This window comes from Mameliella sp. LZ-28, from assembly GCF_012274245.1.
Taxonomy (GTDB): Bacteria; Pseudomonadota; Alphaproteobacteria; order Rhodobacterales; family Rhodobacteraceae; genus Antarctobacter; species Antarctobacter albus.
Window position 1 is genome coordinate 474,553 of sequence record NZ_JAANYX010000032.1, and the last position, 25,634, is coordinate 500,186.

Consider the following 25,634-nt stretch of genomic DNA (forward strand, 5'->3'; position numbering starts at 1 on the left):
TGCGTCGCCCGGAAGATGCCCGATGCGGCAGGGAGTTTGCGCATGTTGAAGAATCTGCTGGTGATCCTGAGCCTGATGCTGGCCGTTCCGGCCCTGGCGCAGGACGAAGAGGCCGTGCTGGGCAACGACGTCTACAAGGCGGGCCAGTCCGTTCGCATGGGGGAGGACGGCCGTGACGATGCCTTCCTGGCGGGCGAAGGGGTTCGGCTGGCCGCGCCGATCACCGGCAACGCGCATATGGCGGGACGCTGGGTCGATATCGCGGCCGACCTGGGCGGAAGCCTCTATGCGGCGGGTCAGCGTGTCCGGATCGAGGGCGCGGTGGCCGGTGATGCCGCGGTGGCGGGCTACACGATCACGGTCGACGCCCCGGTTGGGGGCGACCTGCGGGCCTTCGGTTCGGAGGTTTCGGTGACGGCCCCGATCGGCGAAAGCATGATCCTGAACGGCGAGATCGTTGAACTGGACGCCCCGGTGGCGGGCGACGCGGTGATTTCGACCCGCGAACTGACCTTCGGGCCCGGCGCCCGGATCGACGGCACCTTGACTCTGTACGAGGAAGAGGTGGGCACGCTGCTGGTGCCCGAGGAGGTGGTGCCGGCGGAACGGATCACTCGTGTCAAGCTGCGGTTCAAGCGCGTCAGCGGCGCCTTCCAGCATCCCGGCGGCGGCGACAAGCGCAGCTTTGCCGATGAAGCCGCCGACTACCTGACCTGGGGCGTCATCATCGGCCTGATCGCCGCGATGGCGGCCCTGATCGCACCCAGGGCGATGGGGGGCTTTGCCGATGACCTGGCTGCGCGCCCCTTCCGCAATGTGCTGTCGGGGTTCCTTGGGCTTTCGGTCTTGCTGGGCGGTGGCGTGCTGGTGGCGCTGACCCTGATCGGCGCCCTGCTGACGCCCTTCTTTTGGCTGGCGGCGCTGGCGCTGGGGCTGGCGGGCCTCGTGGTGGGCGCCTACGGCCTGGGCGCCACAGTAATTGGTGCCGCATTCTCTCTGCCCAAGTCCTGGATCTTTCGGGTCCTGGCGGGGTTTGTCGGGGCCATGCTGACGGCGGTAATCGGACTCGTGCCCTTCTTGGGCTGGATCGTCGTGATGGCTATCCTGACGGCAGGCGCCGGGGTCTTGTCGAAACGCCTGCCGATCCTGTCGCGGCTGGCGGACTGATCCCGGGCTTGCCTCGGGGCGGGCCTTCGGGTTCAACCGGGACATGGGACTGACGATGGAACTGGAAGAGTCGCTCTGGGCGCGTGGATGTACCTGCGTGGCCGGGGTCGACGAAGTGGGACGCGGACCGCTGGCAGGGCCCGTGGTGGCCGCAGCGGTCGTCCTGAACCGCGCCTCGATCCCCGAGGGGCTGAACGACTCCAAGAAACTGACAGCGAAGCGGCGGGACCTGCTGACGCCCCTGTTGCGCCAAAGCGCGCAGGTGGGGCTTGGCGTGGCCAGCGTCGAGGAAATCGACGCGCTCAACATCCTTCAGGCCAGCCTGCTGGCGATGCGGCGCGCGGTGGCGGATCTGCCGGTCGTGCCCGACCATCTCCTGATCGACGGCAATCGCCTTCCGGTGGATCTGCCCTGCCCGGCGACCCCGGTCGTGGGCGGGGACGGGCGCTCTCCATCCATTGCGGCGGCCTCAATTGTGGCGAAAACTTGGCGCGATAATGTCATGAAGGAGGCCGCGACACAGTTTCCCGGATACGGCTGGGAAACAAACGCAGGCTACCCGACGAAGTGTCACAAATCTGCACTCCGAGATTTGGGGGTGACCCCATATCATAGACGTTCCTTCGCCCCCGTGCGCGATATCTTGTGGCAAGCGAAAAACACAAGTGACTGATTCAAAAATAGAATTGACCGCGAATCACCTTTGACTCATCTTTTGCCCAACCAATGAGCGCACAAGCGCCGCGGGACAGAGGCAGAGAATGACGACGATGACCAAGGTAACGGGCGCAGATGCGCTCCCTATCAACACGATCCTGTCCGGGGACTGCATCGAGGTGATGCAGAGCCTGCCGGAGTCTTCGGTGGACCTGATCTTTGCCGATCCGCCCTACAACTTGCAGTTGAAGGGTGCGCTGCATCGACCGGATAACTCCCAGGTGGACGCGGTAGATGACCACTGGGACCAGTTTTCGAGTTTTGCCGCCTACGACAAGTTTACCCAAGACTGGCTCGCAGCGGCGCGCCGATTGCTCAAGCCCGACGGGGCGATCTGGGTGATCGGCTCCTATCACAACATCTTCCGGGTCGGGGCCGCGTTGCAGGACGCCGGATTCTGGATTCTCAACGATGTTGTCTGGCGCAAGTCCAACCCGATGCCGAACTTCCGTGGCAAGCGGTTCACCAACGCGCATGAGACGATGATCTGGGCGTCCAAGGGCGAAGGCGCGAAATACACCTTCAACTATGAGGCGCTGAAGGCGCTGAACGAAGGCATCCAGATGCGCAGCGACTGGGTTTTGCCGATCTGCAACGGCGGGGAACGCATCAAGGACGCCAACGGCGACAAGGCGCATCCGACGCAGAAACCGACCTCCCTGTTGCACCGTGTGCTGGTCGGCTCGACCAACCCGGGTGACGTGGTGCTTGACCCGTTCTTTGGCACCGGCACGACCGGCGCCGTGGCCAAGATGCTGGGACGTGACTGGATCGGGATCGAACGCGAGGCCGCCTATCGCGACGTCGCGGAAAAGCGCATCGCCAGCGTGCGGGCCTTTGACAAGGTCGCGCTGGAGGTCAGCGCCTCGAAACGCGCCGAGCCGCGCGTGCCCTTTGGCCAGGTGGTCGAACGCGGCATGCTGCGCCCGGGCGAGGAACTGTGGAGCATGAACGGCCGCCACAGGGCCAAGGTGCGCGCCGATGGAACCTTGGTGGGCAATGACGTCAAGGGCTCGATCCACCAGGTGGGGGCCAAGCTCGAAGGTGCGCCCTCGTGCAACGGCTGGACCTACTGGTGCTTCAAGCGTGACGGCAAGACCGTGCCGATCGACGTCCTGCGCCAGCAGATCCGGTCTGAAATGGCCGAACGGTAGGACTGACCCTTACCCGAAATCACCATGAACACCGCCGATGCCGCGCATAGCCCGCGGCACGAACTGGCCCCGCTTGCCCTTTGGCAGGCGGGGCATTTTTCTGTCCCGGCCTCAGCCGAAATCCGATGCGGTCAGCCGGTTTTGCCGCAGGTGGTGTTGCAGGACATAGGTCACCGACAGCGCGTCATCCAAGGCATCGTGGCCGCGCAGCGGCGGGTGGTCCAGCTTGTAGTAATCGGCCAGCCGGTCGCTGCGGGTCTGCCGCAGATCCTCGTAGGGCATCCCGGCCTTCAGCAGCAGGTCGCAGGCATTGCCAAACCGCGAGGCGGGCAGGGGCGCGGGGATGCCTTCGATGTAGCAGCTGATGGCGACCATGTTGAATTCGTCCTTGCCCCAGGACCACAGCCGCTTGTTCCCTGCAAAGTCCCGCGTCCGGGCAAGCGCTTCGGCCAGGGGCAGGCCCTCAGTGTCGATCTGTTCCTGGGTGATCCCGGTCAGACGGGTAAAGAACGGGTCCAGTTGCCAGGGCGCGCCCTGCCGGTCACGGGGGGTCACATACAGCCGCAGCGTGTCGAGCAACGGGAAGTCCCCGTCCAGACCCAACTTGGCCACGCCGATCTGGGCGACGACGGGGTCGGGATCGTAGGGCCCGCACCAGAAACGCGAGGGGGACCCCTCGGCCGTCAGGAACTCACAATCGAAAATCAGGGCGAAACTCATCCAATCCACTCCACCTAAACGAAACTGGCGCCACGCTAGTCCCGGAACCGGCAGGCCTCAACGGGATTTGCGCGCCAAGGCTGGTCAGTGGGGGTGGACAGGCTAGATTGGGGTGCACAGGGTCTGCACGGGGATCAGCCGCAGGAGGCGCGAGATGGAACTGAATGCCGATTTCTCGAAACGGGTGGTGATCCGGCCCGAGGATTACCAGTGGCGTCCTTCGCCCGCCAACGGGGTAGAGCGGATGATGCTGGACCGGATCGGCGACGAGGTGGCCCGCGCCACGACCATTGTCCGTTTCGCGCCGAACAGCCAGTTCGACGCGCATACGCATGGCGGCGGCGAGGAATTCCTGGTCCTGCAGGGCGTGTTCTCTGACGAGCACGCGGACTACCCGGTCGGCAGCTATGTTCGTAACCCGATCGGCACCGCGCACACGCCTCATATCGGCCCAGACGGCGCGACCATCCTGGTCAAGCTGTGCCAGTTCGATGCCGCCGATACCGAGCAGAAGGCCGTCGCCACGCAGGCTGCGGCGTTCGAGGACGTGGCGCCGGGCCTGAGTCAGCTGCTGGTCCATGACGTCCCCGGGGAACGCGTTCGGATCGTCCGCTTTGCGCCGGGTACGCGGCTGGGGCCCCATGCGCACCGCGGCGGGGAAGAGGTCTATGTGATCGAGGGGCGGTTGCAGGACGAACACGGCAGCTATCCGGCTGGCAGCTGGATCCGCAGCCCCGACGGTTCCGGCCACGCGCCTTTTTCGGACGACGGTTGTCTCCTCTATATCAAGACCGGCCACCTGTCGGCCGTCGCGGACGGGAGCCGGGCGGCAGAGTAGCGCGGGCACGCGCAGAGCGGTCTTTCGGTCGCCCGCGAAAGCGCCTAATGCTTTGGCATGGATATTCGCGCGATCTTGATGGGCCTCGCCTTCGCGGTGATGTGGTCCTCGGCCTTCACCTCTGCCCGGATCATCGTTGCGGCGGCCCCGCCGCTCTCGGCGCTGGCCCTGCGCTTCCTGATCTCGGGTCTGTTGGCGGTGGCGATCGCCTGGGCGATGGGGCAGAGCTGGCGGCTGACCCGGGGCCAATGGCGTGCGACGATCGTCTTTGGGGTCTGCCAGAACGCGCTCTACCTGGGGCTGAACTTCGTCGCCATGCAGACGGTCGAGGCCTCTCTGGCGGCCATCATCGCCTCGACAATGCCGCTGCTGGTGGCGCTGGCCGGGTGGCTGTTCCTGGGAGAGACCCTGCGTCCGCAGGCGCTGTTCGGGCTGGTCGCCGGCATGGCGGGCGTGGCCATCATCATGGGCGCGCGGTTCGGCGGCGGGCTGGACATGGTGGGTGTGCTGTTCTGTGTTCTTGGCGTCATCGCGCTGACCGTTGCCACCCTGTCGCTGCGCGGGGCGACCTCGGGCGGGAACTTCATGATGGTGGTTGGCCTGCAGATGCTGATCGGCAGTGCGGTGCTCTGGGTGCCGGCCCTGACGCTGGAGACCGTGCAGATCGACTGGTCTGCCTCGCTGATCGCGGCCTTTGTCTATACCACGCTGGTGCCTGGCTTGGCGGCGACCTTTGTCTGGGTGCTGCTGGTCAACCGCATTGGTGCGGTGCGTTCCGCGACCTTCCACTTTCTCAACCCGTTCCTGGGCGTGGCCATCGCCGCAGCCTTCCTGGGCGAGGCGCTGCGACCGCTCGACCTGTTGGGTGTGGCCGTGATCGCAGCCGGCATCCTGGCGGTGCAATTGGCCAAGATCCCCGCCTCCGGCCGCGAAACTGCCAAGAATTGAATGTGAAATTCCGCCGCTGCGGAAAGTTTTGTTTACCTGCTCCCCGCTACACCCGCTCTGACGCGTGGGCAATTTGCCCGCAAAACAGATGTGAGGGCGATTCATGGGAAGGTTTTCGATCCGAATTCAGGTGATGCTGCTGGCATCGGCCTTTATCGCGACACTGCTGGTACTCTCGGTCATTTCCTGGACGGTGAAATCCGAACTCACGGCCAAGCTCTACCACACTTCCGACATGTTCTCTCAAAGCCGGCTTCTGGGCGACCTCACGAACAGGATGCAGAGCGCGGAACTGGCGATGATGCTGTTCGTTGCCGGCGATGACGCCAAGATGGCGGACATGCGGGCCGAGTTGACGGCCATGTCCGACCGTTTTGCAGAGGTGCGGACAAGCTTTGCCGACACCCGCGTGTCCGAGGCGCAGCGCCCCGAAATGGCGACCCGCCTGGCTGAAATGGCCGAACGGCTGGCCGCCCTGGACGGTGAGGTCGAGACGCTGGCCGGGCTGACCCTGTTCGACCGCAAGGCCTTTGCCTACAGGACCATTCTGCCCTCGCTGGAGGAAACCCGCAGCGAGCTGTTGGCGATGACCGATGCCCTGGCCGCCGATGTGACGCAGCTGGAAACCGAGGCTGCTACCGTGGCCGCGGCCTCCGACATCAAGCAGCTGCTCGGGAACGGGCTGGTGGTGGCGGTTGCGCTCATCCTGGCTTTCATCTTTGGCCGGTCCTTGTCCCTGCCGATCCAGCGCGCCCGCGACGCTGTCCGGCGCCTTGCCCAGCACGACTACGAGTTCGAGCTTTCCGATACCGCGCGGGCCGACGAGGTGGGGATGATCTCGCGCAACCTCGAGGATCTGAGGGCCAAGCTGCTGGCTGCGGACGCCGCCGAAAAGCGTATGGTCGCCGAGAATGGCCGACGGGTGGACCTGTTCCAGGCCTTCAGTGCCGCGATGAGCCAATTGCGCGGCGGCGATCTGCAGAATCGTATCGACGAGGGTGAATGGCACGATCTCGGGGACAGCTACGTGCAGCTTTGCGCCGATTTCAACAGCCTGGCCGACACGCTTGACGATCTGGTCGGCTCGCTGCGGCAAAGCGCCGACGCGGTTGCGAGCAACGCCAACGAATTGTCCAGCATGTCCGACGAGATGTCGCGCCGCTCCGAGGTTCAGGCGGCAACGCTGGAGGAATCGGCCGCTGCGCTCGACGAATTGTCAGCCAGCGTGCAGTCGGCCTCGGCCCGGGCGCAGGAGGTCGATACCAAGGTGGTCGAAGGCCGTCGCCGGGCGGAGCAGGGCGGCGAGGTCATGGCAAGGGCGCTTGAGGCGATGGGGTCGATCGCAAAGTCCTCTGACCAGATTTCGCAGATCATCACCGTCATCGACGACATCGCCTTTCAGACCAACCTGCTGGCCCTGAACGCGGGGGTCGAGGCCGCGCGCGCCGGCGAGAGCGGCAAGGGCTTTTCCGTGGTCGCCTCCGAGGTGCGGGGGCTGGCGCAGCGCGCATCGGAATCCGCAAGCGAGATCAAGGAACTGGTGACGAACAGCAGCAAGCAGGTGGAAGACGGTGAAAAGCTGGTCCAGGAGACCAGCGAAACCCTGACCCATATCGTGCAAAGCGTGACCGAAGTGTCCGAAATGGTCTCTGGTATCGCGACCTCGGCCCGTGACCAGGCCAGCGGCGTGCAGGAAATCAATGTCGGCGTGGGTGAACTGGACAAGGTGACACAGCAGAACGCCGCGATGGTCAGCCAGACCAATGCCGCCAGCCAGCAACTGCGTGTCGAGGCCACGCGCCTGTCCGATGTCCTGGCGCGGTTCTCTGTCCGGGATCTGCCCGTTGCCGCGAACACCTGGGAAGAGCCGGCAGATGAGCCATACACGGTGGACAGCGTCGAGCCGGAGGCGCCTGTCCTGGAACAGGACCAAGACCCCGCGCCCTACGATGCGGACGATGCCTATGGTGACATGATCCCGGACACGGAAACCCTGGTGCATGGCAGCTGGGCTGCTGAAGACCTGGAGCCGTCACCCGTCGAAGTGGAGGTCGAGGAGATCGACAATTTCGAGCAAACCGCGCCGGAGCCGGCACCGGCCTACAAGAAGGCCGTTGGTGACGATGCCCTGTGGAAGGATTTCTGAGGGGGCTTAGCCCCCGATGCGTCCGCCCGCGTCCCCCACCTGGCCGCGATGCAGCAGCAGGTGATCGAGCAGGACGCAGGCCATCATAGCCTCTCCAACCGGGACGGCGCGGATGCCCACGCAGGGATCGTGCCGCCCCTTGGTGACGATCTCGGTCTCTTCGCCGCTCAGGGTGATGGTCTTGCGCGGGGTCAGGATGGACGAGGTCGGCTTGACCGCGAAACGCACGACGATTTCCTGCCCGGTCGAAATGCCGCCCAGGATGCCGCCGGCGTGGTTGGAACTGTAGACCGGGCCGTTCTCACCCATGAAGATCTCGTCGGCATTCTGGCTGCCGGTCAGCGCCGCCGAGGCCATGCCCTCGCCGATCTCGACGCCCTTGACCGCGTTGATCGACATCATCGCGGCCGCAAGGTCGGTGTCCAGCTTGCCATAGACGGGGGCACCAAGGCCGGCAGGCGTATTGCGGGCGACGACCTCGATCACCGCGCCCACGCTCTCGCCCGACTTGCGCAGTCCATCCAGGTAGTCGGCCCAGGTCTCGGCGGCCTGGGGATCCGGGCACCAGAAGGGGTTGGCATCGATCTGGGCATCGTCGAAACGCGCCCGGTCGACGCCGTGGCTGCCCATCTGCACCATGTAGCCGCGGATCTCGATCCCCGGCACCAGCGCCGTCAGCGCCGCGCGCGCGAGCCCGCCGGCGGCCACGCGGGCCGCAGTTTCCCGCGCAGAAGAGCGCCCGCCGCCGCGATAGTCGCGCAGCCCGTATTTCTGGAAATAGGTGATGTCGGCGTGGCCGGGGCGGAACTTCTGCGCGATCTCGGAATAATCCTTGGACCGCTGGTCGGTGTTCTCGATCATCAGCTGAACCGAGGTTCCGGTGGTCCGGCCCTCGAAGACGCCGGACAGGATGCGCACGGCATCCGGTTCGCGGCGTTGTGTCGTGAACTTGTTCTGCCCCGGTTTGCGCCTGTCCAGCCAGTGCTGCAGCTGCGCCTCGTCGATCTCGATCCCCGGCGGGCAGCCATCGACCGTGGCCCCCAGAGCCGGCCCGTGGCTTTCGCCCCAGGTGGTCACACGGAAGAGATGTCCGAATGTGTTCAGGCTCATGGCTGCGTCCCCTTCGTTTCCGCGCGGGATACGCAAGCCGGGGCACAATGCCAAGACTATTCGAGTCCGTCGCGCCGCCTCTGGGCCAAATCGCCCACGGCATCCGTCGCCCGGTCCACGGCGATCACGATGAAGGTGGAGAGCCAGAGCGGCATTTCAAAGGCCGCGATCCAGCCGAAAATAAGATAGATGAGCCAGATAACCCCCAGCTCGAGACACAGAATGATCAAACGCGTTTCCCCAAGGGCGCCTCCTTTCTCCTGAATTTTCGGGATACGCATTCCTTACCATAATACACGGAAAATATCACGGTTTTTCTTGATGTTCCGTGGCGTCGCGACTAGGGTCCGGCCTACCTCGGGGTGGCGGCGCATGAGCCGTCTGAGATTTCCGTACCACGGATCAACCCGTTGAACCTGAACCGGTTAACACCGGCGGAGGGAAGGTATGGGCCCGATGACGGGACTCCAATCTTGCCCTTGCGCCGCAATATTGGAGGACTCAATGAAGTCACTTGCCTTCACTGTTGCCGCGGGATGTCTGAGCGCCGGCCTTGCCTTGGCCGAAACGCCTGTCCTGACGGTCTATGCGCCCGACTACTTCGTTTCCGAATGGGGGCCGGGGCCAAGGATCGAAGAGCTGTTCGAGGCGCGCTGCGACTGCGATCTGCAATTCAAGCCCGGCGACCTCTTGCCCCGTATCCTGCTGGAAGGCGACCGGACCGAGGCCGACGTCGTGATCGGCCTGAACACCGACGTGACGAAGAAGGCCCGTGAATCGGGCTTGTTCGCAGAACACGGGGTGGACCTGTCGCCGCTGACCCTGCCGATCGACTGGACGGACGAGGTGTTCCTGCCGTTCAACTACGGGCACACTGCCTTTGTCTATGACTGCACCCGCGTGGATGCGCCGCCTGCCAGTTTCGACGCGCTGCTGGAGGCGCCAGACGACCTGCGGCTGGTGATCCAGGATCCGCGCACCTCGATCTCGGGGCTGGCGCTGGTGCTTTGGGTGCAATCGGTCTACGGCGACGAGGCGCAGGCCGCCTGGGAGAAACTGGCGCCCAAGATCGTCACCGTGACCAAGGGCTGGTCCGAATCCTACGGCCTCTTCACCGATGGCGAGGCGGACATGGTGCTGAGCTACACGACCTCGCCCGCCTATCACATCATCGCCGAAGAAGATGAGACGAAGAAGGCCGCGATCTTCCCCGAGGGGCATTATTTCATGGTCGAACTTGCCGCCCGGCTGGCCACCAGCGACCAACCCGAACTGGCCGGCGCCTTCATGGAGTTCATCCTGAGCGAGGACTTTCAGGGCATGATCGCCACGGGCAACTGGTCGATCCCGGCGGCGCTGGACAGCGACAAGTGGCCGGATGGCTTCCAGAAGCTCGACCTGCCGGAGAATGTGCTTTTCTATTCCGAGGATGAGGCGGCGGCCCTGCGTGGCGAGGCGATCGAGGCATGGCGCCGCGCGCTCTCGCAATAGCGGCGGCCCTGGCCCTGGCGGTCCTGACGCTGGGGCCGGTGGGCGTTGTTCTGGCCCGGGCCGGGGGCTTTGGCGCCTTCGGCCCGGGGGATTGGCAGGCATTGCGGTTCACGCTCTGGCAGGCCTTCCTGTCGGCCACGTTCAGCGTTGTCCTGGCTGTGCCCGTGGCCAAGGCCTTGGCGCGCCGCCGCTTCGCCGGGCGCGGGGTCTTGGTGACGCTGTTGGGGGCGCCCTTCATCCTGCCGGTGATCGTGGCGGTCATGGGGTTGATCGCCGTTTTTGGCCAGGCGGGGCTGGTGAACAGGCTGTTGGGGGCGCTGGGCGGACCGAACCTCGACATCTACGGGTTGCACGGGGTCGTGCTGGCGCATGTCTTTTTCAACCTGCCGCTGGCGGTCAGGATGCTTTTTTCCGCCTGGGCGGCGGTCCCGGCCGAGCATTTCCGGCTGGCGGCCTCCCTGGGCCTGGCGCCGCGGGCGCAATGGCGCGTGATTGACGCGCCGCTGATCCTGCGGGTACTGCCGGGGGCGTTTACGGTGATTTTCGTGATCTGCCTCACGAGCTTTGCGGTGGCGCTGACGCTGGGTGGCGGGCCACGGGCGACGACGGTGGAGCTGGCGATCTACCAGGCGATGCGGTTCGATTTCGATCTTGGCCGGGCGGCAGCGCTGGCGGTGATGCAGCTGGTGCTGGCGCTGGCGGCTGGTCTGGTGGCGCTGCGCGTCGCGGGGCAGGCCGGATTTGGTGCCGGGCGTGATCGCATCCTGCCGCGCTGGGACGGGCAGGGTGGCCTGGCGCGTGGTTGGGATGGCATGTGGATCGTCGCGGCGGCGCTGTTCCTGCTGGTGCCACTGGCGGCGGTTGTCCTGCGCGGTTTGCCGGGCCTTCTGCTGATCACGCCGGACACGCTGCGGGCAGCGGGGCATTCGCTGATGGTTGCGCTGGGGTCCACGGTGCTTTGCATGGCCTGGGCCTTGCCGCTGGCCACGCGGCGGGGCGAGTTGCTGGCCCTGCCCGCCATCGCGATTTCGCCGCTGGTTCTGGGGACGGGGCTGTTCCTGATCCTGCGCAACTTCGTCAATCCCTTCGACATGGCGTTGCCGGTCACGGGGTTGGTCAACGCGCTGATGGCGCTGCCCTTTGCCCTGCGCATCCTGCGGCCCGAGGCCGAGGCGGTCACGCGCGACTATGGGCGGCTGCGGGCCAGCCTGCGGATGACGCCATTGGCCTGGCTGCGGCTGGTCTGGCTGCCCCGCTTGCGGCGCCCGATGGGATTTGCCGCCGGGCTGACGGCTGCACTGGCGATGGGAGATCTGGGCGTGATCGCATTGTTTGCGGATCCGGACCGGGCGACCCTGCCGTTGCAGGTCTATCGCCTGATGGGATCCTACCAGATGGAGGCGGCGGCCGGTGCGGCGCTGTTGTTGTTGTGTACCAGCCTGGGATTGTTCTGGCTGTTCGACAGAGGAGGACGCCTGGGTGCTGAAGCTTGAAGACCTGCAAGTGGCGATGGACAGCGGGACGCTGCGCGCGGACTTGGCGCTGGTGCCGGGACGCCGGGTGGCGCTTGTCGGGCCGTCCGGCGCCGGGAAATCCACCTTGCTGGACGTCATCGCCGGTTTCAGGGAGGTCGCGGGCGGTCGCGTCACTTGGCAGGGGCGCGACCTGACCCATGTGCCGCCGCAGGCGCGGCCCGTGTCAATCCTGTTCCAGGACAGCAACCTGTTCCCGCACCTGACGCTGGAGCGGAACCTGGGCCTTGCCCTGCATCCCGACGGCCGCCGCCCGGATGCCGAGGCGCGGGCGCGTATCGAGGGCGCGTTGCGGCGCGTGGGGCTGGACGGCATGGCCGGGCGCAAGCCGGGCACCCTGTCCGGCGGCCAGCAGGGGCGCGCAGCCCTGGCCAGGGTTCTCTTGATGGCGCGTCCGGTGATCCTGCTGGACGAACCCTTTGCCGCCCTTGGGCCAGCCCTGAAACGCGAGATGCTGGACCTTGTGCGCGAGGTTGCAGACAGCCTGGCGGCGTTGGTGGTCATGGTGACACACGATCCGCGCGATGCAGAGGGGTTTGCCCATGAGGTCGTGCTGGTGGCCGAGGGCAAGGCGCAGGCGCCCGTGGCGGCAGATGCCTTCTTTGCCGATCCCCCGCGGGCCTTCCGCGACTACGTCGGCGTGGCAAGGTAGGCCCGGCCAAAGCACCCGCCGAGACCAAAAGGAAAAGCCCCGCCGGATCGGCGAGGCTTTGTCTTGTTCGGCTTGGCCGGATCAGGCGGTCGGCTTGCGCTTGATCGGGGCCCAGAGGCGCTTGTTCACGAGGTACAGCAGCACCGAGAGCACCACCAGGAAGAACACCCCGACAAAGCCCGCCTGCTGGCGCTGCATCATCTTGGGTTCCGCGGTCCACATCAGGAAGGCCGCCACGTCAGCCGAGATATGGTGCAGCGAGTTGCTGTGACCATCGTCGAACTCGGTGTCTTCGCCGTAGAGCGGCGGCGCCATCGAGATCCAGCCGCCCGGGAAAGCGTGGTTCTCATAGAGAGTCGCGCCTGCCTCGGTCTTTTCCTCGCCGGTGTAGCCGGTCAGGAGCGAGGCAATGTATTCCGCGCCGCCCATGCCCTTGAACATCTGGTTGATGCCCAGGCCGTAGGGGCCGTGGAACCCGGCGCGCGCCTTGGCCATCAGCGAAAGGTCCGGTGCCCCGGCCGCAGTGTTGGCCGGGAAATGGTCGGTCGGCTTGGCCGTGCGGAAGTCGTCAAGCTCGGGGTCGAAGACCTCGAAGTTGGCGGCGTATGCGATGACCTGCTCTTCGCTGTAGCCCAGCTTTTCGAGGTCACGCAGCGGGACGTACTGCAGGCCGTGGCAGGCCGAGCAGATCTCGGTGTAGACCTTCAGGCCGCGCTGCAGCTGGTTCTGGTCCCAGGTGCCGAAAGGCCCCTCGAACGAGAACTTGAAGTCCTCGACATGGGCCTCGCCGCCGGCGGCATGAGCGCCACCGGCCAGACCGAAGGCCACGAGGGCCGCGAGGGTGAGTTTCTTGAACATCTCTTACGGTCCTTCTTGTCTTATTCCGCCGGGGTCGCAGCGCCTGCGCCCTTGGCCTCATCCTTCGGCGGGTAGTGCGCGTCGAAATCGGCCTCGATGGTGTCGGGCTGGGCCAGCGGCTTTTCGATGACACCCAGCAGCGGCAGGATCACCAGGAAGTAGGCGAACCAGTAGGCCGAGGCGATCAGCGAGAAGCTGGCGTAGGGCTCTTCGGCAGGCATGGCACCCAGCCACATCAGCGCGAAGAAGTCGATGACCAGCAGCCAGAACCACCACTTGAACATCGGGCGGTAACGGCCCGAACGCACCGAAGAGGTGTCCAGCCAGGGCGCCAGCGCCATCACGATGATCGCGCCGAACATCGCCAGCACGCCAAAGAACTTTGCGTCGATGATGCCGCCGGTCACGAAGGAAGCCAGCTGCACCAGCCAGACGTCCGAAGTGAAGGCACGCAGGATCGCGTAGAAGGGCAGGAAGTACCATTCCGGGACGATGTGCGCGGGCGTCGCCAGCGGGTTCGCCTCGATGTAGTTGTCCGGGTGGCCCAGGTAGTTCGGCATGAAGCCGACGATGGCGAAGAAGATCGCCAGGATCACGGCCAGAGCCAGCAGGTCCTTGATCACGTAGTAGGGCCAGAACGGAACGGTGTCCTTCTCGGCTTCGGCCTTGGACCCGCGACGCACCTCGACACCCGTCGGGTTGTTGTTGCCGGTGGTGTGGAAGGCCCAGATGTGCAGCGCAACCAGGGCGGCGATGACCATCGGCAGCAGGTAGTGCAGCGAGAAGAAGCGGTTCAGCGTAGCGTTGTCCACCGCCGGTCCGCCCAGCAACCAGGTCTGGATCGGCTCACCGATGAAGGGAATGGCGCCGAAGAGGCCGGTGATGACCGTCGCACCCCAGAAGGACATCTGACCCCAGGGCAGAACGTAGCCCATGAAGGCTGTGCCCATCATGCAGAGGTAGATCAGCATGCCGATGATCCAGGTCACCTCGCGCGGGGCCTTGTACGAGCCGTAGTAGAGGCCGCGGAAGATGTGCGCGTAGACGGCGACAAAGAACAGCGAGGCGCCGTTCATGTGCAGGTAGCGGATAAAGTGACCGCCGTTCACGTTGCGCATGATGTGTTCGATCGAGGCAAAGGCCAGGTCGACATGCGGCGTGTAGTGCATCACCAGGACGACCCCGGTGGCAATCTGCAAAACGAGGCAGAACGTCAGGATGATTCCCCAGACCCACATCCAGTTCAGGTTTTTGGGGGTGGGGATCATGATCGTGTCATAGAGCAGGCCGACGATCGGAAGGCGGCTATGCAGCCACTTTTCGCCGCCGGTCTTCGGCTCGTAATGGTCGTGCGGGATTCCAGCCATGTCTTGTGCTCCTTAACCCAGCAGGATGGTGCTGTCGTCGACCCACTCGGCGGGCGGGACAGGCAGGTTTTCGGGGGCGGGACCTTTGCGGATGCGGCCCGCGAGGTCGTAGTGCGACCCGTGGCAGGGGCAGAACCAGCCGCCAAAGTCACCGGCGTTGCCCAGCGGCACGCAACCCAGGTGGGTGCAGACACCCATTTGAACCAGCCAGGCCTGCGCGGGCTGACCCTCGGGCGAGGGCAGGGTGCGGTTGGCATCGGTGGCCGGTGCCGCCGAATCGGCGAGGTTGGCGTTGCGCGCATTGGTGTCGACCACGTTCTGGCCGGCGGCAAATGCCTCTTCCTGTTGCTGCGCCTCGGCGATCTCGTCCTCGGTCCGGTGACGGATGAAGACCGGCTTGCCCAGCCACTTGACCGTGAGCTGAGTGCCAGGCGCGACGCCCGAGACGTCGACCCGAATCGTGGACAGTGCACGCACGTCCGCCGAGGGGTTCATCTGGTTGACCATCGGCCAGACGGCAGCGCCGGTCGTGACGACCCCGGCGCCGGCGGCGGCGTAGTAGAGGAAATCCCTTCGGGTGCCTTCGTGGTCTTCTGCGTGGGACACGAGGTTCGCTCCATTGCTGTAGGGGCCGTCGGCCCGCGGTAAAACCCATGGTTTCCGGAGCCTCGAAAGACTCCGGACCCCGCTCAGGGTCGGTATCTAGCCGGGAGGCGGTAAGGGGTAAAGGATGCAAAAGGCTCACACTCCACGCTCGCGCGAATCTGTCGCGGTTGAAACCACCCTTCTGCAGTGATTATCTCGCCCGCGAGCAAAGTTAGGGGCAGCACGATGCGGCGACTGATTCTTTCCCTCGGCATTCTGATCGGTCTGGCGGCCCCGGCGGCGGCAGAGATGGAACTGTCGATCTACACCGGCTGGCAGACGCTGCCTCACAGCCGCATCTCGGGGGACCTGCCCAACGGTGGCGGCAGCTATGACCAGCTTGTCGGCTGGGAGGGCAAACCCTTTGTGATGCCTCCCTATTATGGCGCCCGCGCCACCTGGTGGCGGAGCGAGTCGCTGGGCTTTGGCGTGGAATATACACATACCAAGGCCTATGCCGACGACGGCACGCTCAAGGCGCTGGGCTTTTCCCAACTGGAATTCACCGACGGGCACAACGTGCTGACCGCGAACGTGATGCGGCGCTGGAAGAACCAGTGGGGCCAGTTCACGCCCTATGTCGGGGGGGGGCTGGGCATCGCCTTTCCGCATGTGGATGCGGATCACGCCAGTGGATCGCGGACCTACGGGTTTCAGCTGACCGGCCCCGCGATGCGCCTGACGGCTGGCACCAGCTACCAGATCAACGACCGATTCTCTGTCTTCGGCGAGTATCAGTTCACCTATTCGGTGAACGAGGGCACATTCGAGAATGGCGGCACCTTCAAGACCGACATCAAGACCAATGCGCTGAACGTCGGGCTTTCGATGCACTTCTAAGTCAGGTAGCCGGGTCGCAAGCCCGGCCTTTGGACATGCGTGAGGGCGGACCGGGGTCCGCCCTTTTTCATGTTCAGCCGCTGGGCGTGGTGGCGATCATGGCAGGGCGCTGGGAAAACTCGGCGTACCAGGCGGCCAGCGTATCGCGGCCGGTGCGCCAGGACCGGGCCTCGTGGCGGAAATCCAGGTAGCCAAGCGCGCAGCCGATCGCGATATGGCCCATGTCCATGCGGCCGTGCAGATGGCTCATCCAACGGGTGCCAAGCGCATCCAGCGCGCGGGACACCTTGGCCCATTGGCCTTCGATCCAGTCCATCGACACCTTTTCGGGCGGGCGAAAGCGTTCCTCGTAGACGATCAGGACGGCCGCCTCCATGATCGCATCGCCCGTTGCCTCCAGCGTCAGCGTGTCCCAGACCCGGCTGTCCGGATAGAGGCCCGCCTGCGCGCGGGCATCCAGGAACCGGCAGATCACCCGGCTGTCATAGAGCGTGGGGCCGTCCGAACGCATCAGGGCGGGGATCTTGCCCAGCGGGTTGGCCGAGATCAGCGCCGGATCGGGCGTGATGGGCGTGGTGGCGATGTCCGCCATCTCGACATCGTCCAGCTGCCCGGTTTCGTGAAGCGTGACCAGCACCTTGCGGACAAAGGGCGAGGCCGGCGATTGAAGTAGCTGCATGACGGGTATCCGGATGTGGTTGATCGTGTTGCGCACAGCAAAGCACTTGCGGGCGTGGGTGTCACGCCTTGGGGTGCGTCGCCGCGTAGACCTTCATCAGGTGCACCTCGTCGACGGCGGTATAGGCCTGGGTCGTCGACAGCGAGGCATGGCCCAGCAATTCCTGGATCGCGCGCAGGTCGCCGCCGGCAGCCAGCAGATGGGTGGCAAAGCTGTGGCGCATGGCGTGGGGCGTCGCGCTGGCGGGCAGGCCCAGCTGCATCCGCGCCTTTTCCGTGACCTTGGTGACGATGCGCGGGTTCAACGGCCCGCCCCGTGCGCCCCGGAACAGTGCCTGGTCCGGTTCGACGGGATAGGGACACAATGCCAGGTAGCTGTCGACGGCCTTGATCGCCACTGGCAGCACCGGAACCAGCCGTTCCTTGCCGCCCTTTCCGAGGATTCGCAGGGTGCTGCCCAGCGGAAGGTCGCGCCCCTTCAGCCCCAGCGCCTCGGAAATCCGCAGGCCGCAGCCATAGAGCAGCGTGACCACCGCGGCATCGCGGGCACCCTGCCAGCTGTCGGTGCTTTGCATCTCGACCGTGTCGATCATGGCGCGCGCGGCGTCTTCGGTCAGGGGGCGGGGCAGTTTCTTCTGGAACTTGGGGGCAGGGGCCGACAGCACGGCGGTGGCTTCGAACCCTTCGCGACGGGCCAGCCAGCGGTAAAAGCTCTTGACCGCGGACAGCTTGCGCGCGACCGAGCGTGCGCCGACCTCACGCCGTCGCAGATGGGCCATCCAGGACCGCATGTCGGTGGTGGTCACAGCCGACAAGGGGGCCAGCCCCTGCGGTTCCGCGTGATGCGCCGTCAGGAAGGCGATGAAATCCAGCACATCCGCGCGGTAGGCGTTCAGCGTGTTTTCCGCCGCCCCGTCCAGCGCCTTGCATGCCTCCAGCCAGTTGGCCAGGGCGTCGCGCGCGGCGGGTGAGATGTCCAGGCTCATGCCGGGCCTCAGGCCAGCCATCTCCGCATCGCGCGTTCGAAGACGCCGCCGAAGAAGGACAAAAGGTCGGTGCCCTGTTGCGGTGTGAACTGGTGCGGGTCCTCGGATCCCATGACCAGCAGGCCGGGCAGGCGACCCGGGCCGAAATCCAGCCGCAGGCAGGCCTCGGAGCGGATCCATTCGGCGCGTTCGCCAAAGATCGCCTCATTGCCGCGCTGAAGCTGGCGCAGGACCACTTGGCGCAGCGGTGCTTCGCGGCCCTCGCCGACATAGGTTTCCACGAAACCCGGCTCCGCCACCGAAAGCACGTCGCCCAGGCGGCTGACCACCGGATCGTCGTCCTCCTGCGCGGTTTCCAGGACAAGGCGGATGTGATCGACGCGCAGGATCTGCGCGACCTCGCCACCCAGGTCGTGGAGGAAAGGCTCAAACTCTACCGGGTCCAGCATGCGCAGGACGGCGCGGTGAATCTGGTTGGTTCCGGCAAGGTTTTCATAGGCCGCGGCAATGACGCTGCGGTGAGTGTCCTCGAGCCGGTCAAGCCGCGCCTCGAGCCGTTCCATCGCGATGCCGCGCAGGTCGATGATATTGCCGCCCATCGCACGTTCGTTCGCGGCGATCAGGGCCTGCATCAGGTCCTTGTCGTCGAGGATGATGTCGGGACGCGAGATGATCGAATCGCGGATGGATTCCTCGATACGCTGGGTGCTGCTCATGGGCCTATTGTCCTGCTCGTGCTGCGCTTGGGCGCTTGTTTTTCGCGCGATTGGCACTGTGTCGCCCGTCGCGCCCTTTGCTGTCAAGGAAATCCGCCCCGCGCAAAACCTGTCTTTCCCTGATCGCGCGGGTTTGGCCACGCCCGCGATCCGTGCCAAACTCGGACCACAAGGAGGAGCGCCCATGCCCAAGATTTCCGTGACCTCTGACGCCCAGACCGTCATCACCACCTTCGAGACCAGCCCGGGCCAATGCCAGGACCTGCTGGATGCGCTGCAGGCCGCTTATGCCGAGTTCATCTCGAAACAGCCGGGGTTCATCGCCGCGGGCCTGCACGTCAACGACGCCCAGACCCGGATTGCCAACTACTCGCAATGGGAAAGCCGGGATGATTTCCTGGCCATGTTGCGGTCATCCGAGATGCGCGCGCGCAACAAGGAGTTGAACGCGCTCTGCCGGAGCTTCGAGCCGGTGCTCTACGAGGTGGCCGCCACCTATTGATCGACGGTCAGGCGGCGATGGCCCCGTCGAGACAGGCCGCGGTGAAACGATAACCCGACCCGCGTACTGTCTCGATGTCCACGGCGCCGTCCGAGGCTTCGAGGCAGGCGCGCAGGTTGCAGACGTAAACGTCGAACACCCGCGGGTCCGGTTCATCCTCGAGCCCGTAGATATGGCCCAGCAGGGCCGCGCGGCTGACCAGCCGGCGCGGTCTCAACGCGATGTACTCCAGAAGTTCGTAAAGTTTCGGGCTCAGCTTGACCGGGCAATCCTGCAGGTAGGCCTTGCGGCGCAACAGGTCGACAGCCAGCGGGCCATAGCTCAGCATCGGTTGCGCAAGACCATGTGCGCGTCGCGCGATGGCAGAGAGGATCATGACCGCCTCCTCGGGCGGGGCGGATGCGTCCAGGACCGTGTCGGCCCCTGCTTCCAGCCAGCGGACGATCTGCCCGTGCGAAGCGTCCCGCGCCATCAGTGCAATGGGCAGGTCGGGATGGCTGCGGCGCAGGTGGGGCAGGGACAGGCCGGTGAGGGCCAGTTCCTCGGCGTCGAGGATCAGCAGGTCTGCCTCTGTCATCCGCAGGTAGTGTGGAATGTCTTCGGGCCGGTCCGTCCGGGTCAGCAACACCCCGGTGTTGGTCAGTTCCTTGGCAAGCGCAATGAGGGACCAACTGGTTTCGGCGATCAGGTAACGCACGTCGCAAACTCCTTGCCATACGAGACGGGCGGGCCACCCTCGGCTCCGCCAAACTTGGCACTCCGGTCCTGCCTGACCGTTCTGGCAACGGCAAAAGGACCTGTCTGCGGCGCGTTCTGACACCGGCTTATGGTTGTATGGGGGGATTGTGGTGGGATTATGACCGAGCGATGTCCGCCGTTTGGCACATGACCTGTATCAAGGAAATCGACGCCCTGTGGTCCCATGTTTGGCGACACGGGAGGAGACACATCATGTACAAGAACATCCTGGTTCCCATTGCCTTCGACGAGGAAAGCGACACGCGGATCGGCGCGGCGACCTCGGTGGCCCGGCGGCTCGCGGCAGAGGGCGCGCGGATCACCTTTCTGCACGTGCTTGAACAGGTGCCGGGCTATGTCGCCAGCTACCTGCCCGCCGACTATGCCGCGCAGGCGCGCAAGGTGGTCGAGGACGAGTTGAACGACATGGCCGCAACGGTTCCGGGCGGTGTCGGCCTGGTGGTCTCGGGCCATTCCGGGCGGACCATCCTGGACTGGGCGTCGGACAACGACACTGACCTGATCGTCATTGCCTCGCACCGACCGGGGATGCAGGACCTGTTGCTTGGGTCCACCGCGGCCAAGGTTGTGCGCCACGCGCAATGTGCTGTGCACGTGCTGCGTTGACTTTGTACTGACCCGCATCAATCTGCGGGCCATGACCAGTGAAATCGACCTCTCCCGCCGTGACCGCCTGCCGGACGCCCTATATGCCCTGCGCGAGGACTACCCGCGCGAGGCGTGGCAAAGCCATGACAACTTTGGTGGGCTGGTGGCCTTCTGGATGGACCGCCATGTGATGTTCCGGCGCCTTTGCGAGGCGCTGCGGCAGGATGCCGAGGCCGCGTCGGACGGCAGCATGGACCCGCGCCAGATGCAGCAGCGGCTTGTCCGCTATGGCAGCATGTTGTTGCAGCAACTGCATGGCCACCACCAGATCGAGGACATGCACTATTTCCCCAAGCTGATCGACCGCGAGGCGTCGCTTGCCCGCGGGTTCGAGATCCTGGATCGGGATCATCACGCGATGGACGGGTTGTTGCAGCAGTTCAGCGATGCTGCGAACGGCGTTCTTCAGGGCAAGGTGGAGGCGGGGACCTTCCAGAGCCATGTCGCGGGGTTCGAGGCGCTTTTGCTGCGTCACCTGGACGACGAGGAAGACCTGATCGTGCCGATCCTGCTCAAACACGGCGCGCAGGGGCTGGAATAGCGATTGCGGCGCCTAGCCCCGTTGCGACCGGGCTGGGGCAAGATCGCTGGCGGTCAGGTGATAGGCCTTGCCGAACCCGCCATTCATCAGCGCGTCCGTCACGCGAAAGCGCAGCAGGTGGAAGTCGCCGAAATCGATGTAGAGCTTGGCCTTGGGCCGCTGCGACAGGTAGTGATCGCGCAAGGCCGCATGTCCGGGCGCGTCGCGGGGTACCAGTTCGGCGGTCACATGCAGGGTCAGGCGCGGGTGAGTCAGGGGATCGCCCCTGTCCTCCGGCTCTCCGACCAGCAGCGCACAGGCCGGGTTGGCGACAAGCGCAGCCGTATGGGCCGAGAGGGTCGAGACCAGCGACAGCGGCGCACCATCGGGATCGGTGGTCAGGGCAATGCGGGTGACAGAGGGCGTGCCAGTGTCCGGCCGGGTGACGGCCAGCGCGGCAAAACTGGCCTCTTCGATCAGGCGCCGCGCCAGCGCGCGTGCCTCTGCATCCACCGGACGGAACGGGTTGGTTTCGGTCATGGCGACCCTCTAATCCTCTCTCTTCCTTCGGGTGCGGATTTTTGCATCAGGACGCTTGATGCGGGCAATGCCTGATCGCATATAAAAATACGAATGTGAAATGGAGGATCTCCGATGGCGGGCAAGAAACTGACCTGTCTGGACTGTGGCCAGGTGAACCGCGTTCCGGCCGAAAAACTGGGCGCCGGGCCGAAATGTGGGACCTGTGGTGCCGCGCTCATGCCGGGCAAGGCGGTCGAGGTGGATGCCGCGACCCTGGCCAAGGCCGCCCGCACCGACGAGGTGCCGCTGGTGGTGGATTTCTGGGCCCCCTGGTGCGGCCCATGCCGGATGATGGCCCCGGAATTCGGCAAGGCGGCCACAGCCCTGAACGGCGAGGCGCGGCTGGTCAAGCTGAACACGGAGGATTTCCCGCAGGCCGGTTCCCAACATGGCATCCGGGGAATCCCGACGATGGTGAGCTTTGCCGGGGGCCGCGAGCGCAAGCGCCAGTCCGGCGCCATGCCTGCCGGTCAGATCGTCGGCTGGGTGCGCGGCTGAGGACAAATTGACAGGCGCTTTCCCGTTGGGAGGCGCCTGTTATTCGGGTGTCTTGCCCAATCGGTCAGAACGGATCCTGCGATCCGACGATCGTGTCCCAGCATTCAAACAGCGCGTCGATGGCACGCGACGATCCGCTGAGCGAGAAGGTTGCCTGTCGCTGCTGTTTATCGTTGTAGACGTAGACAGAATTTCCGCGCTTGAGCTGAACAAGGAACTTGGCCGCCTTCTCGGCGTCGGTCATGCTCAGCGCGATGCCCGTTCCCTCACCGCTACCGTCCATGTTCCAGCGGTTCCGGTCGACATCGACGACAAAACTCACCGGGCGCGCCTCGAGATTCCAGCGCGGGTCGAAGATGAAGAGAGCGAAAGCCTCGTTCTGGTAGGCGACCAGGTTGAATTTCTGCGTGCTGCCGTTTTCGACCCCGGCGGTGCACCAGTAGCTGTCGCTGCTCTGGCTGTAGGTCACGTCGACCTGCCATTGCCGGTGCTGCATCAGGGTGCGCGTGTCGTAATCCTGCGCCGCGACGGCGGCGGGCAGGAAGGGTAGGAGAAAGGCCAAGATCAATCCGAAGCGTGCCATGAAAAATCCCTGTCTTATGCGATAGCCTGCATCATAGCGCGGTTTTCCCGTAACCGGAACGTTTCCGGTCGAGTGTTGCGGTGGGGCCAATGGCGCCCAGGCGTGGCCGCGATCCGTGCGGCGGCGGTTGTCTTTACTGGATATCGTCTCATCCCGGCATCGTCAGGTCGGGAAATCCGCAGGATCGTCCCGGTGAAATCCTGCCGGGGGGCCCCTATCTGGATATGAACCTGCAGCAGAGGAGAGCGCCCATGAAATGCCCGATCGACGGAAACGAGCTGATCATCACGGATCGCGCCGGGGTCGAGATCGACTATTGCCCCAAGTGCCGGGGTGTCTGGCTGGACCGTGGAGAGCTGGACAAGATCATCGACCGGAGCGCCGAACAGATGACCCCGCCGCCACAACAGGCTCGGCGCGCCGAGCCCGCGCGCCACGAGGACGACGGGCGTTATCGCAAGAAGAAACGCCGGGGCTTTCTCGATGAGTTGTTCGATTTCGACTGACGGCCCCCGTGGCGGGCGCTAGGCTCTGCGTGGTTCCAATGGTTGCCTCGGGAGGAGTTCATGAAACACCTGGTATCGTCCGTATTCGCCTTGGCCCTGGCCGTGCCGGCCGGCGCCGATGAGGTCGCGATCTCGCGCGGGATGTCCTCTGTCACCGTGCCGACACCCTCTGGCGGCGAGGTCACGATTTCCCGCGTGCAGGACCCGGACGCGGTGATCGAGGGCGATTTCGCCCGCATCGCCCGCCCCTGTCCCAGTTTCTGCATCCAGCCCGTTTCGCCTGCCGAGGGTGTCACCACCGTGGGCGAGCTGGAGTTGCTGGCCGCGCTGCAGGACCCGGACGTCATGGTGATCGACAGCCGCGTGCGTCCCGACTGGGAAACAGGCACAATCCCCGGCTCGGTCTCGATCCCCTACACCGAGATGGTGGACCGCCTCGGCGAGCTCGGCTGCGAGATCGACTTCGAGGGATTCGTCTGCGAGCCGGAGTCGGTGCGCCAGGTGGTCCTGTTCTGCAACGGCCCCTGGTGCGGACAATCCCCCACCGCCATCCGCCGCATGATCGAGGCAGGCTATCCCGCCGACAAGATCAGCTATTACCGCTGGGGGATGCAGGGCTGGCGGATGCTGGGGCTGACCGTGGCGGGTGGTGAGATCTGAGCCAACCTAGGTCGGCAGCTCGGCCTTGTCGAAATCGACATGGATGTGGTTGCCGTCCGGGTCGCGGAAATTGACCTGGACGATGGGGAATTCCGGCACCTCGTCGAGGCTGTAGGGAACGCCCCACTCGTCCAGGCGGGCCAGGAAGCCCGCCATGCCGGTGGCGCGAAAGGCGAAATGTTCCAGTGTGTTGTCGCGGACCGCTTCACGCTGGCCGGGGATGTCCACCAGGTGAACATAGGGCCTGTCGCCCAGGTAGAGCCAGGCCCCGCCGACCGTGAACGGCGGGCGGGGACCGGGATGAAGGTCCAGAACCTCTCCGTACCAGCGGATCATGGCATCGAGGTTCGCAGTACGGACATTGACGTGATCGAAGGCGGTGAGGGGCATTGTCTGGCTCCGGCCTGGTTCCGGTCTGATAGCGCCAACATGGCATGGCTTGCCTGATCGGGAAAGAGGCGAAGCCCCGCCGGTTCGTCACGAAATCCTTGCCAGAGCGTCCGAGATCTGCGATTGAGACTTTGCTAAGTCCTTCTCTTCGATACCTGTCTTCCTTCACCGGCACGCAGTCACTCGATCAAGACGCGCCTTCGCCGAGCCGCTGCATGCTGCGAGCGGCATAAATACAAGGAATAGACGGATGGCCAATGGCACCGTGAAATGGTTCAACTCCACCAAAGGCTTCGGCTTCATTCAGCCGGATGCAGGCGGCAAGGACGTGTTCGTGCACATCTCTGCAGTCGAGCGTTCGGGCCTGACCGGCCTCGCCGACAACCAGAAAGTGACCTACGACCTCGAATCCGGCCGTGACGGCCGCGAGAGCGCAGTGAACCTGGAACTCGTCTGAAGCCAATCGGCTTTGGTATGATGTGACGCGGTCCCGGTCGGGGCCGCGTTTTTTTGTTTGTGGGGGTGGTTGGGGCAAAGCTCGACCCTAAGCTTGGCGCCCGACGGGCCATAGGCCCTTGATCCAGGCTAGGGGAGGCTGCTTGTTAGTTGGTTTTCCTTTTGTGTTTTCTATTTTATTCTCCGAACGTTGAAATTGATCTCATATTCAACCAAGTTGACGTTCTCTATCATAGAACAAGCGAGTCTGAGGTCGTCCGATATCTTGTTGGCCACAATGATACCGCGAACCTCCTTTTCGGGGCGGAAGTTTTCCTTGATCCACCCCATATAGCGCGCCAACTGTCCTGCAACGCGGTCATATGTGTTGCCGACTTTGAGCTCTATCACTACGAGTCTATCCTCGGCATCTACACCAAGAATGTCTATTCGACGCCGGCCTACCACGAATTCTACGCCGACAAGACCATCATCGTCTTCTTCGCGGTAGAGTCGCAATCCAGTTTCGAGGCGTTCAAGATCCTTTACGAGAAAATTCTGTAAATCTCGCTCATAGGCGAATTGCGATGCTGCATCGAGGGTCTGATCGTCAAGTTGTTCAACAATTGTTTCTTCGTCCTGTGGATGAAGAGATTTTTCTTCCTGCTCTTCCCTCGCCTGTTGGATGTCGTATATTGGCTCAGGGTCTTTAGTGGGGTCTGCCAATCTGAAGCGGTTGGGGCCAAGTTTAAAAAAGAGGTCATGACCTGACCCCGCGTAGACAGATTTATGATGCTTCCTGATGCGGCCATTATTTGTGGACATGACCTCGACATGCATCTCTACGGTGCCTGGTTTTATTTTTGGATAGTTTTTGTCGAACCATTTCACCGCATCAATTTTTGAGAATTGCTCACCTTTTTTTAGGCAGCCTGCGGCCCACTCGCGCATTAGTTCTTTTGCAGGGCGATCGTAAACTGGCATAC

31 protein-coding genes and 1 riboswitch are annotated in these 25,634 nt (G+C 64.4%); of the genes, 17 read left to right on the plus strand and 14 right to left on the minus strand.

Features of this window, described 5'->3' with window-relative positions:
* Positions 1 to 42: 42 nt before the first annotated feature.
* From G9Q80_RS17520 to G9Q80_RS17530, 3 genes are all read left to right on the plus strand, one after another.
* Positions 43 to 1,167, plus strand: coding sequence for a hypothetical protein (locus tag G9Q80_RS17520; RefSeq protein ID WP_088714787.1), 1,125 nt, complete (start codon positions 43 to 45; stop codon positions 1,165 to 1,167).
* 43 nt (positions 1,168 to 1,210) lie between these two features.
* Positions 1,211 to 1,840 (plus strand): ribonuclease HII, encoded by a 630-nt coding sequence (gene rnhB, locus G9Q80_RS17525; RefSeq protein WP_043141142.1) that lies wholly within the window; start codon positions 1,211 to 1,213, stop codon positions 1,838 to 1,840.
* An 88-nt stretch (positions 1,841 to 1,928) separates the two neighbouring features.
* Complete coding sequence (locus G9Q80_RS17530) at positions 1,929 to 3,038, plus strand: site-specific DNA-methyltransferase (protein ID WP_043141145.1); 1,110 nt, start codon at positions 1,929 to 1,931, stop codon at positions 3,036 to 3,038.
* 111 nt (positions 3,039 to 3,149) lie between these two features.
* On the opposite strand, the gene G9Q80_RS17535 is transcribed toward G9Q80_RS17530, so the two are convergent.
* Positions 3,150 to 3,758 carry a 3'-5' exonuclease family protein gene (locus G9Q80_RS17535; RefSeq protein WP_088714788.1) on the minus strand — a complete coding sequence of 203 codons (609 nt, stop codon included), beginning with the start codon at positions 3,756 to 3,758 and terminating at the stop codon, positions 3,150 to 3,152.
* A gap of 154 nt (positions 3,759 to 3,912) precedes the next feature.
* On the opposite strand from G9Q80_RS17535, the gene G9Q80_RS17540 reads away from it, so the two are divergent.
* The 3 genes from G9Q80_RS17540 to G9Q80_RS17550 all read left to right on the plus strand — a co-directional run bounded on the left by G9Q80_RS17540 (position 3,913) and on the right by G9Q80_RS17550 (position 7,690).
* Entirely contained in the window at positions 3,913 to 4,596 is a 684-nt protein-coding gene (locus G9Q80_RS17540) for a cupin domain-containing protein (RefSeq protein WP_088714789.1), read from the plus strand.
* Between the two features lie 57 nt (positions 4,597 to 4,653).
* On the plus strand, positions 4,654 to 5,544 hold the full coding sequence (locus G9Q80_RS17545; protein WP_088714790.1) for a DMT family transporter: 891 nt from the start codon (positions 4,654 to 4,656) through the stop codon (positions 5,542 to 5,544).
* Positions 5,545 to 5,677: 133 nt separating this feature from the next.
* Positions 5,678 to 7,690 (plus strand): methyl-accepting chemotaxis protein, encoded by a 2,013-nt coding sequence (locus G9Q80_RS17550; RefSeq protein ID WP_157903808.1) that lies wholly within the window; start codon positions 5,678 to 5,680, stop codon positions 7,688 to 7,690.
* Between the two features lie 6 nt (positions 7,691 to 7,696).
* Here the strand turns inward: G9Q80_RS17550 and aroC are convergent, their stop codons facing one another.
* Together aroC and G9Q80_RS17560 are read right to left on the minus strand one after the other, a co-directional pair.
* Positions 7,697 to 8,800, minus strand: a complete 1,104-nt coding sequence (aroC, locus tag G9Q80_RS17555; RefSeq protein ID WP_088714792.1) for a chorismate synthase — start codon at positions 8,798 to 8,800, stop codon at positions 7,697 to 7,699.
* A 56-nt stretch (positions 8,801 to 8,856) separates the two neighbouring features.
* Entirely contained in the window at positions 8,857 to 9,081 is a 225-nt protein-coding gene (locus tag G9Q80_RS17560; RefSeq protein ID WP_074623106.1) for a hypothetical protein, read from the minus strand.
* A 67-nt stretch (positions 9,082 to 9,148) separates the two neighbouring features.
* Positions 9,149 to 9,260: riboswitch (TPP riboswitch) on the plus strand.
* 44 nt (positions 9,261 to 9,304) lie between these two features.
* Between G9Q80_RS17560 and thiB the strand changes: the two genes are divergently transcribed.
* Genes thiB through G9Q80_RS17575 form a run of 3 tightly spaced genes read left to right on the plus strand, consistent with a single transcriptional unit; the run spans position 9,305 to position 12,475 of the window.
* Entirely contained in the window at positions 9,305 to 10,291 is a 987-nt protein-coding gene (thiB, locus tag G9Q80_RS17565) for a thiamine ABC transporter substrate binding subunit (protein ID WP_088714793.1), read from the plus strand.
* Positions 10,267 to 11,784 (plus strand): thiamine/thiamine pyrophosphate ABC transporter permease ThiP, encoded by a 1,518-nt coding sequence (locus G9Q80_RS17570; RefSeq protein WP_088714794.1) that lies wholly within the window; start codon positions 10,267 to 10,269, stop codon positions 11,782 to 11,784. Before thiB ends, G9Q80_RS17570 begins: the two co-directional genes overlap by 25 nt.
* Positions 11,771 to 12,475 (plus strand): thiamine ABC transporter ATP-binding protein, encoded by a 705-nt coding sequence (locus G9Q80_RS17575; RefSeq protein WP_416045623.1) that lies wholly within the window; start codon positions 11,771 to 11,773, stop codon positions 12,473 to 12,475. The genes G9Q80_RS17570 and G9Q80_RS17575 overlap by 14 nt, the downstream gene beginning before the upstream one ends.
* Before the next feature lie 81 nt (positions 12,476 to 12,556).
* Here G9Q80_RS17575 and G9Q80_RS17580 read toward each other — a convergent pair whose 3' ends face one another.
* The 3 genes from G9Q80_RS17580 to petA are packed head-to-tail and all read right to left on the minus strand — an operon-like array spanning position 12,557 to position 15,306.
* Entirely contained in the window at positions 12,557 to 13,333 is a 777-nt protein-coding gene (locus tag G9Q80_RS17580; protein WP_043141161.1) for a cytochrome c1, read from the minus strand.
* A 20-nt stretch (positions 13,334 to 13,353) separates the two neighbouring features.
* Positions 13,354 to 14,700 (minus strand): cytochrome b, encoded by a 1,347-nt coding sequence (gene petB / locus G9Q80_RS17585; protein WP_043141163.1) that lies wholly within the window; start codon positions 14,698 to 14,700, stop codon positions 13,354 to 13,356.
* A gap of 12 nt (positions 14,701 to 14,712) precedes the next feature.
* Positions 14,713 to 15,306: a ubiquinol-cytochrome c reductase iron-sulfur subunit gene (gene petA, locus G9Q80_RS17590; protein ID WP_043141165.1), complete on the minus strand. Its 594-nt coding sequence runs from the start codon at positions 15,304 to 15,306 to the stop codon at positions 14,713 to 14,715.
* A 225-nt stretch (positions 15,307 to 15,531) separates the two neighbouring features.
* Here petA and G9Q80_RS17595 point away from each other — a divergent pair, with 225 nt between their 5' ends.
* Positions 15,532 to 16,185 carry an outer membrane protein gene (locus G9Q80_RS17595; RefSeq protein WP_043141167.1) on the plus strand — a complete coding sequence of 218 codons (654 nt, stop codon included), beginning with the start codon at positions 15,532 to 15,534 and terminating at the stop codon, positions 16,183 to 16,185.
* A 73-nt stretch (positions 16,186 to 16,258) separates the two neighbouring features.
* On the opposite strand, the gene G9Q80_RS17600 is transcribed toward G9Q80_RS17595, so the two are convergent.
* The 3 genes from G9Q80_RS17600 to G9Q80_RS17610 all read right to left on the minus strand — a co-directional run bounded on the left by G9Q80_RS17600 (position 16,259) and on the right by G9Q80_RS17610 (position 18,565).
* Complete coding sequence (locus G9Q80_RS17600; RefSeq protein ID WP_069208268.1) at positions 16,259 to 16,864, minus strand: glutathione S-transferase; 606 nt, start codon at positions 16,862 to 16,864, stop codon at positions 16,259 to 16,261.
* A 61-nt stretch (positions 16,865 to 16,925) separates the two neighbouring features.
* Entirely contained in the window at positions 16,926 to 17,849 is a 924-nt protein-coding gene (locus tag G9Q80_RS17605; RefSeq protein WP_088714796.1) for a tyrosine recombinase XerC, read from the minus strand.
* 8 nt (positions 17,850 to 17,857) lie between these two features.
* Positions 17,858 to 18,565 (minus strand): DUF484 family protein, encoded by a 708-nt coding sequence (locus G9Q80_RS17610; RefSeq protein WP_043141171.1) that lies wholly within the window; start codon positions 18,563 to 18,565, stop codon positions 17,858 to 17,860.
* A gap of 184 nt (positions 18,566 to 18,749) precedes the next feature.
* Here G9Q80_RS17610 and G9Q80_RS17615 point away from each other — a divergent pair, with 184 nt between their 5' ends.
* The gene (locus tag G9Q80_RS17615) at positions 18,750 to 19,067 is read left to right on the plus strand and encodes an antibiotic biosynthesis monooxygenase family protein (protein WP_043141174.1); all 318 of its coding nucleotides are present in this window, start codon (positions 18,750 to 18,752) and stop codon (positions 19,065 to 19,067) included.
* A 7-nt stretch (positions 19,068 to 19,074) separates the two neighbouring features.
* On the opposite strand, the gene G9Q80_RS17620 is transcribed toward G9Q80_RS17615, so the two are convergent.
* Positions 19,075 to 19,764 carry a winged helix-turn-helix transcriptional regulator gene (locus tag G9Q80_RS17620; RefSeq protein WP_043141176.1) on the minus strand — a complete coding sequence of 230 codons (690 nt, stop codon included), beginning with the start codon at positions 19,762 to 19,764 and terminating at the stop codon, positions 19,075 to 19,077.
* Positions 19,765 to 20,018: 254 nt separating this feature from the next.
* Between G9Q80_RS17620 and G9Q80_RS17625 the strand changes: the two genes are divergently transcribed.
* Together G9Q80_RS17625 and G9Q80_RS17630 are read left to right on the plus strand one after the other, a co-directional pair.
* Complete coding sequence (locus G9Q80_RS17625; protein ID WP_043141180.1) at positions 20,019 to 20,432, plus strand: universal stress protein; 414 nt, start codon at positions 20,019 to 20,021, stop codon at positions 20,430 to 20,432.
* Between the two features lie 31 nt (positions 20,433 to 20,463).
* Positions 20,464 to 21,015: a hemerythrin domain-containing protein gene (locus G9Q80_RS17630; protein WP_043141182.1), complete on the plus strand. Its 552-nt coding sequence runs from the start codon at positions 20,464 to 20,466 to the stop codon at positions 21,013 to 21,015.
* A gap of 12 nt (positions 21,016 to 21,027) precedes the next feature.
* On the opposite strand, the gene G9Q80_RS17635 is transcribed toward G9Q80_RS17630, so the two are convergent.
* Positions 21,028 to 21,534, minus strand: coding sequence for a HugZ family pyridoxamine 5'-phosphate oxidase (locus G9Q80_RS17635; RefSeq protein WP_088714797.1), 507 nt, complete (start codon positions 21,532 to 21,534; stop codon positions 21,028 to 21,030).
* Between the two features lie 114 nt (positions 21,535 to 21,648).
* On the opposite strand from G9Q80_RS17635, the gene trxC reads away from it, so the two are divergent.
* Positions 21,649 to 22,074 carry a thioredoxin TrxC gene (gene trxC, locus G9Q80_RS17640; RefSeq protein WP_069208213.1) on the plus strand — a complete coding sequence of 142 codons (426 nt, stop codon included), beginning with the start codon at positions 21,649 to 21,651 and terminating at the stop codon, positions 22,072 to 22,074.
* Between the two features lie 64 nt (positions 22,075 to 22,138).
* Here the strand turns inward: trxC and G9Q80_RS17645 are convergent, their stop codons facing one another.
* Positions 22,139 to 22,657 (minus strand): hypothetical protein, encoded by a 519-nt coding sequence (locus G9Q80_RS17645; protein ID WP_043141191.1) that lies wholly within the window; start codon positions 22,655 to 22,657, stop codon positions 22,139 to 22,141.
* A 251-nt stretch (positions 22,658 to 22,908) separates the two neighbouring features.
* Between G9Q80_RS17645 and G9Q80_RS17650 the strand changes: the two genes are divergently transcribed.
* Positions 22,909 to 23,163, plus strand: coding sequence for a TFIIB-type zinc ribbon-containing protein (locus tag G9Q80_RS17650; RefSeq protein ID WP_088714798.1), 255 nt, complete (start codon positions 22,909 to 22,911; stop codon positions 23,161 to 23,163).
* A 60-nt stretch (positions 23,164 to 23,223) separates the two neighbouring features.
* Positions 23,224 to 23,823, plus strand: coding sequence for a rhodanese-like domain-containing protein (locus G9Q80_RS17655; RefSeq protein ID WP_088714799.1), 600 nt, complete (start codon positions 23,224 to 23,226; stop codon positions 23,821 to 23,823).
* Positions 23,824 to 23,829: 6 nt separating this feature from the next.
* Here the strand turns inward: G9Q80_RS17655 and G9Q80_RS17660 are convergent, their stop codons facing one another.
* The gene (locus G9Q80_RS17660) at positions 23,830 to 24,213 is read right to left on the minus strand and encodes a VOC family protein (protein WP_069208210.1); all 384 of its coding nucleotides are present in this window, start codon (positions 24,211 to 24,213) and stop codon (positions 23,830 to 23,832) included.
* A 250-nt stretch (positions 24,214 to 24,463) separates the two neighbouring features.
* Here G9Q80_RS17660 and G9Q80_RS17665 point away from each other — a divergent pair, with 250 nt between their 5' ends.
* Entirely contained in the window at positions 24,464 to 24,670 is a 207-nt protein-coding gene (locus G9Q80_RS17665) for a cold-shock protein (RefSeq protein WP_043141202.1), read from the plus strand.
* A gap of 170 nt (positions 24,671 to 24,840) precedes the next feature.
* Here G9Q80_RS17665 and G9Q80_RS17670 read toward each other — a convergent pair whose 3' ends face one another.
* The gene (locus tag G9Q80_RS17670; RefSeq protein WP_088714800.1) at positions 24,841 to 25,632 is read right to left on the minus strand and encodes an endonuclease NucS domain-containing protein; all 792 of its coding nucleotides are present in this window, start codon (positions 25,630 to 25,632) and stop codon (positions 24,841 to 24,843) included.
* Between the last annotated feature and the right edge of the window lie 2 nt (positions 25,633 to 25,634).

Bases quoted from the DNA above. Each gene is read 5' to 3' on its own strand.
- aroC (WP_088714792.1), bottom strand. From the start codon at position 8,800: ATGAGCCTGAACACATTCGGACATCTCTTCCGTGTGACCACCTGGGGC.
- G9Q80_RS17630 (WP_043141182.1), top strand. From the start codon at position 20,464: ATGACCAGTGAAATCGACCTCTCCCGCCGTGACCGCCTGCCGGACGCC.
- G9Q80_RS17655 (WP_088714799.1), top strand. From the start codon at position 23,224: ATGAAACACCTGGTATCGTCCGTATTCGCCTTGGCCCTGGCCGTGCCG.
- petB (WP_043141163.1), bottom strand. From the start codon at position 14,700: ATGGCTGGAATCCCGCACGACCATTACGAGCCGAAGACCGGCGGCGAA.
- rnhB (WP_043141142.1), top strand. From the start codon at position 1,211: ATGGGACTGACGATGGAACTGGAAGAGTCGCTCTGGGCGCGTGGATGT.
- trxC (WP_069208213.1), top strand. From the start codon at position 21,649: ATGGCGGGCAAGAAACTGACCTGTCTGGACTGTGGCCAGGTGAACCGC.
- G9Q80_RS17520 (WP_088714787.1), top strand. From the start codon at position 43: ATGTTGAAGAATCTGCTGGTGATCCTGAGCCTGATGCTGGCCGTTCCG.
- G9Q80_RS17595 (WP_043141167.1), top strand. From the start codon at position 15,532: ATGCGGCGACTGATTCTTTCCCTCGGCATTCTGATCGGTCTGGCGGCC.
- G9Q80_RS17660 (WP_069208210.1), bottom strand. From the start codon at position 24,213: ATGCCCCTCACCGCCTTCGATCACGTCAATGTCCGTACTGCGAACCTC.
- G9Q80_RS17550 (WP_157903808.1), top strand. From the start codon at position 5,678: ATGCTGCTGGCATCGGCCTTTATCGCGACACTGCTGGTACTCTCGGTC.
- G9Q80_RS17570 (WP_088714794.1), top strand. From the start codon at position 10,267: ATGGCGCCGCGCGCTCTCGCAATAGCGGCGGCCCTGGCCCTGGCGGTC.
- G9Q80_RS17670 (WP_088714800.1), bottom strand. From the start codon at position 25,632: ATGCCAGTTTACGATCGCCCTGCAAAAGAACTAATGCGCGAGTGGGCC.
- G9Q80_RS17665 (WP_043141202.1), top strand. From the start codon at position 24,464: ATGGCCAATGGCACCGTGAAATGGTTCAACTCCACCAAAGGCTTCGGC.
- G9Q80_RS17600 (WP_069208268.1), bottom strand. From the start codon at position 16,864: ATGCAGCTACTTCAATCGCCGGCCTCGCCCTTTGTCCGCAAGGTGCTG.
- G9Q80_RS17635 (WP_088714797.1), bottom strand. From the start codon at position 21,534: ATGACCGAAACCAACCCGTTCCGTCCGGTGGATGCAGAGGCACGCGCG.
- G9Q80_RS17540 (WP_088714789.1), top strand. From the start codon at position 3,913: ATGGAACTGAATGCCGATTTCTCGAAACGGGTGGTGATCCGGCCCGAG.
- G9Q80_RS17615 (WP_043141174.1), top strand. From the start codon at position 18,750: ATGCCCAAGATTTCCGTGACCTCTGACGCCCAGACCGTCATCACCACC.
- G9Q80_RS17610 (WP_043141171.1), bottom strand. From the start codon at position 18,565: ATGAGCAGCACCCAGCGTATCGAGGAATCCATCCGCGATTCGATCATC.
- G9Q80_RS17580 (WP_043141161.1), bottom strand. From the start codon at position 13,333: ATGTTCAAGAAACTCACCCTCGCGGCCCTCGTGGCCTTCGGTCTGGCC.
- G9Q80_RS17625 (WP_043141180.1), top strand. From the start codon at position 20,019: ATGTACAAGAACATCCTGGTTCCCATTGCCTTCGACGAGGAAAGCGAC.
- G9Q80_RS17545 (WP_088714790.1), top strand. From the start codon at position 4,654: ATGGATATTCGCGCGATCTTGATGGGCCTCGCCTTCGCGGTGATGTGG.
- G9Q80_RS17645 (WP_043141191.1), bottom strand. From the start codon at position 22,657: ATGGCACGCTTCGGATTGATCTTGGCCTTTCTCCTACCCTTCCTGCCC.
- G9Q80_RS17650 (WP_088714798.1), top strand. From the start codon at position 22,909: ATGAAATGCCCGATCGACGGAAACGAGCTGATCATCACGGATCGCGCC.
- thiB (WP_088714793.1), top strand. From the start codon at position 9,305: ATGAAGTCACTTGCCTTCACTGTTGCCGCGGGATGTCTGAGCGCCGGC.
- G9Q80_RS17605 (WP_088714796.1), bottom strand. From the start codon at position 17,849: ATGAGCCTGGACATCTCACCCGCCGCGCGCGACGCCCTGGCCAACTGG.
- G9Q80_RS17560 (WP_074623106.1), bottom strand. From the start codon at position 9,081: ATGCGTATCCCGAAAATTCAGGAGAAAGGAGGCGCCCTTGGGGAAACG.
- G9Q80_RS17535 (WP_088714788.1), bottom strand. From the start codon at position 3,758: ATGAGTTTCGCCCTGATTTTCGATTGTGAGTTCCTGACGGCCGAGGGG.
- G9Q80_RS17530 (WP_043141145.1), top strand. From the start codon at position 1,929: ATGACGACGATGACCAAGGTAACGGGCGCAGATGCGCTCCCTATCAAC.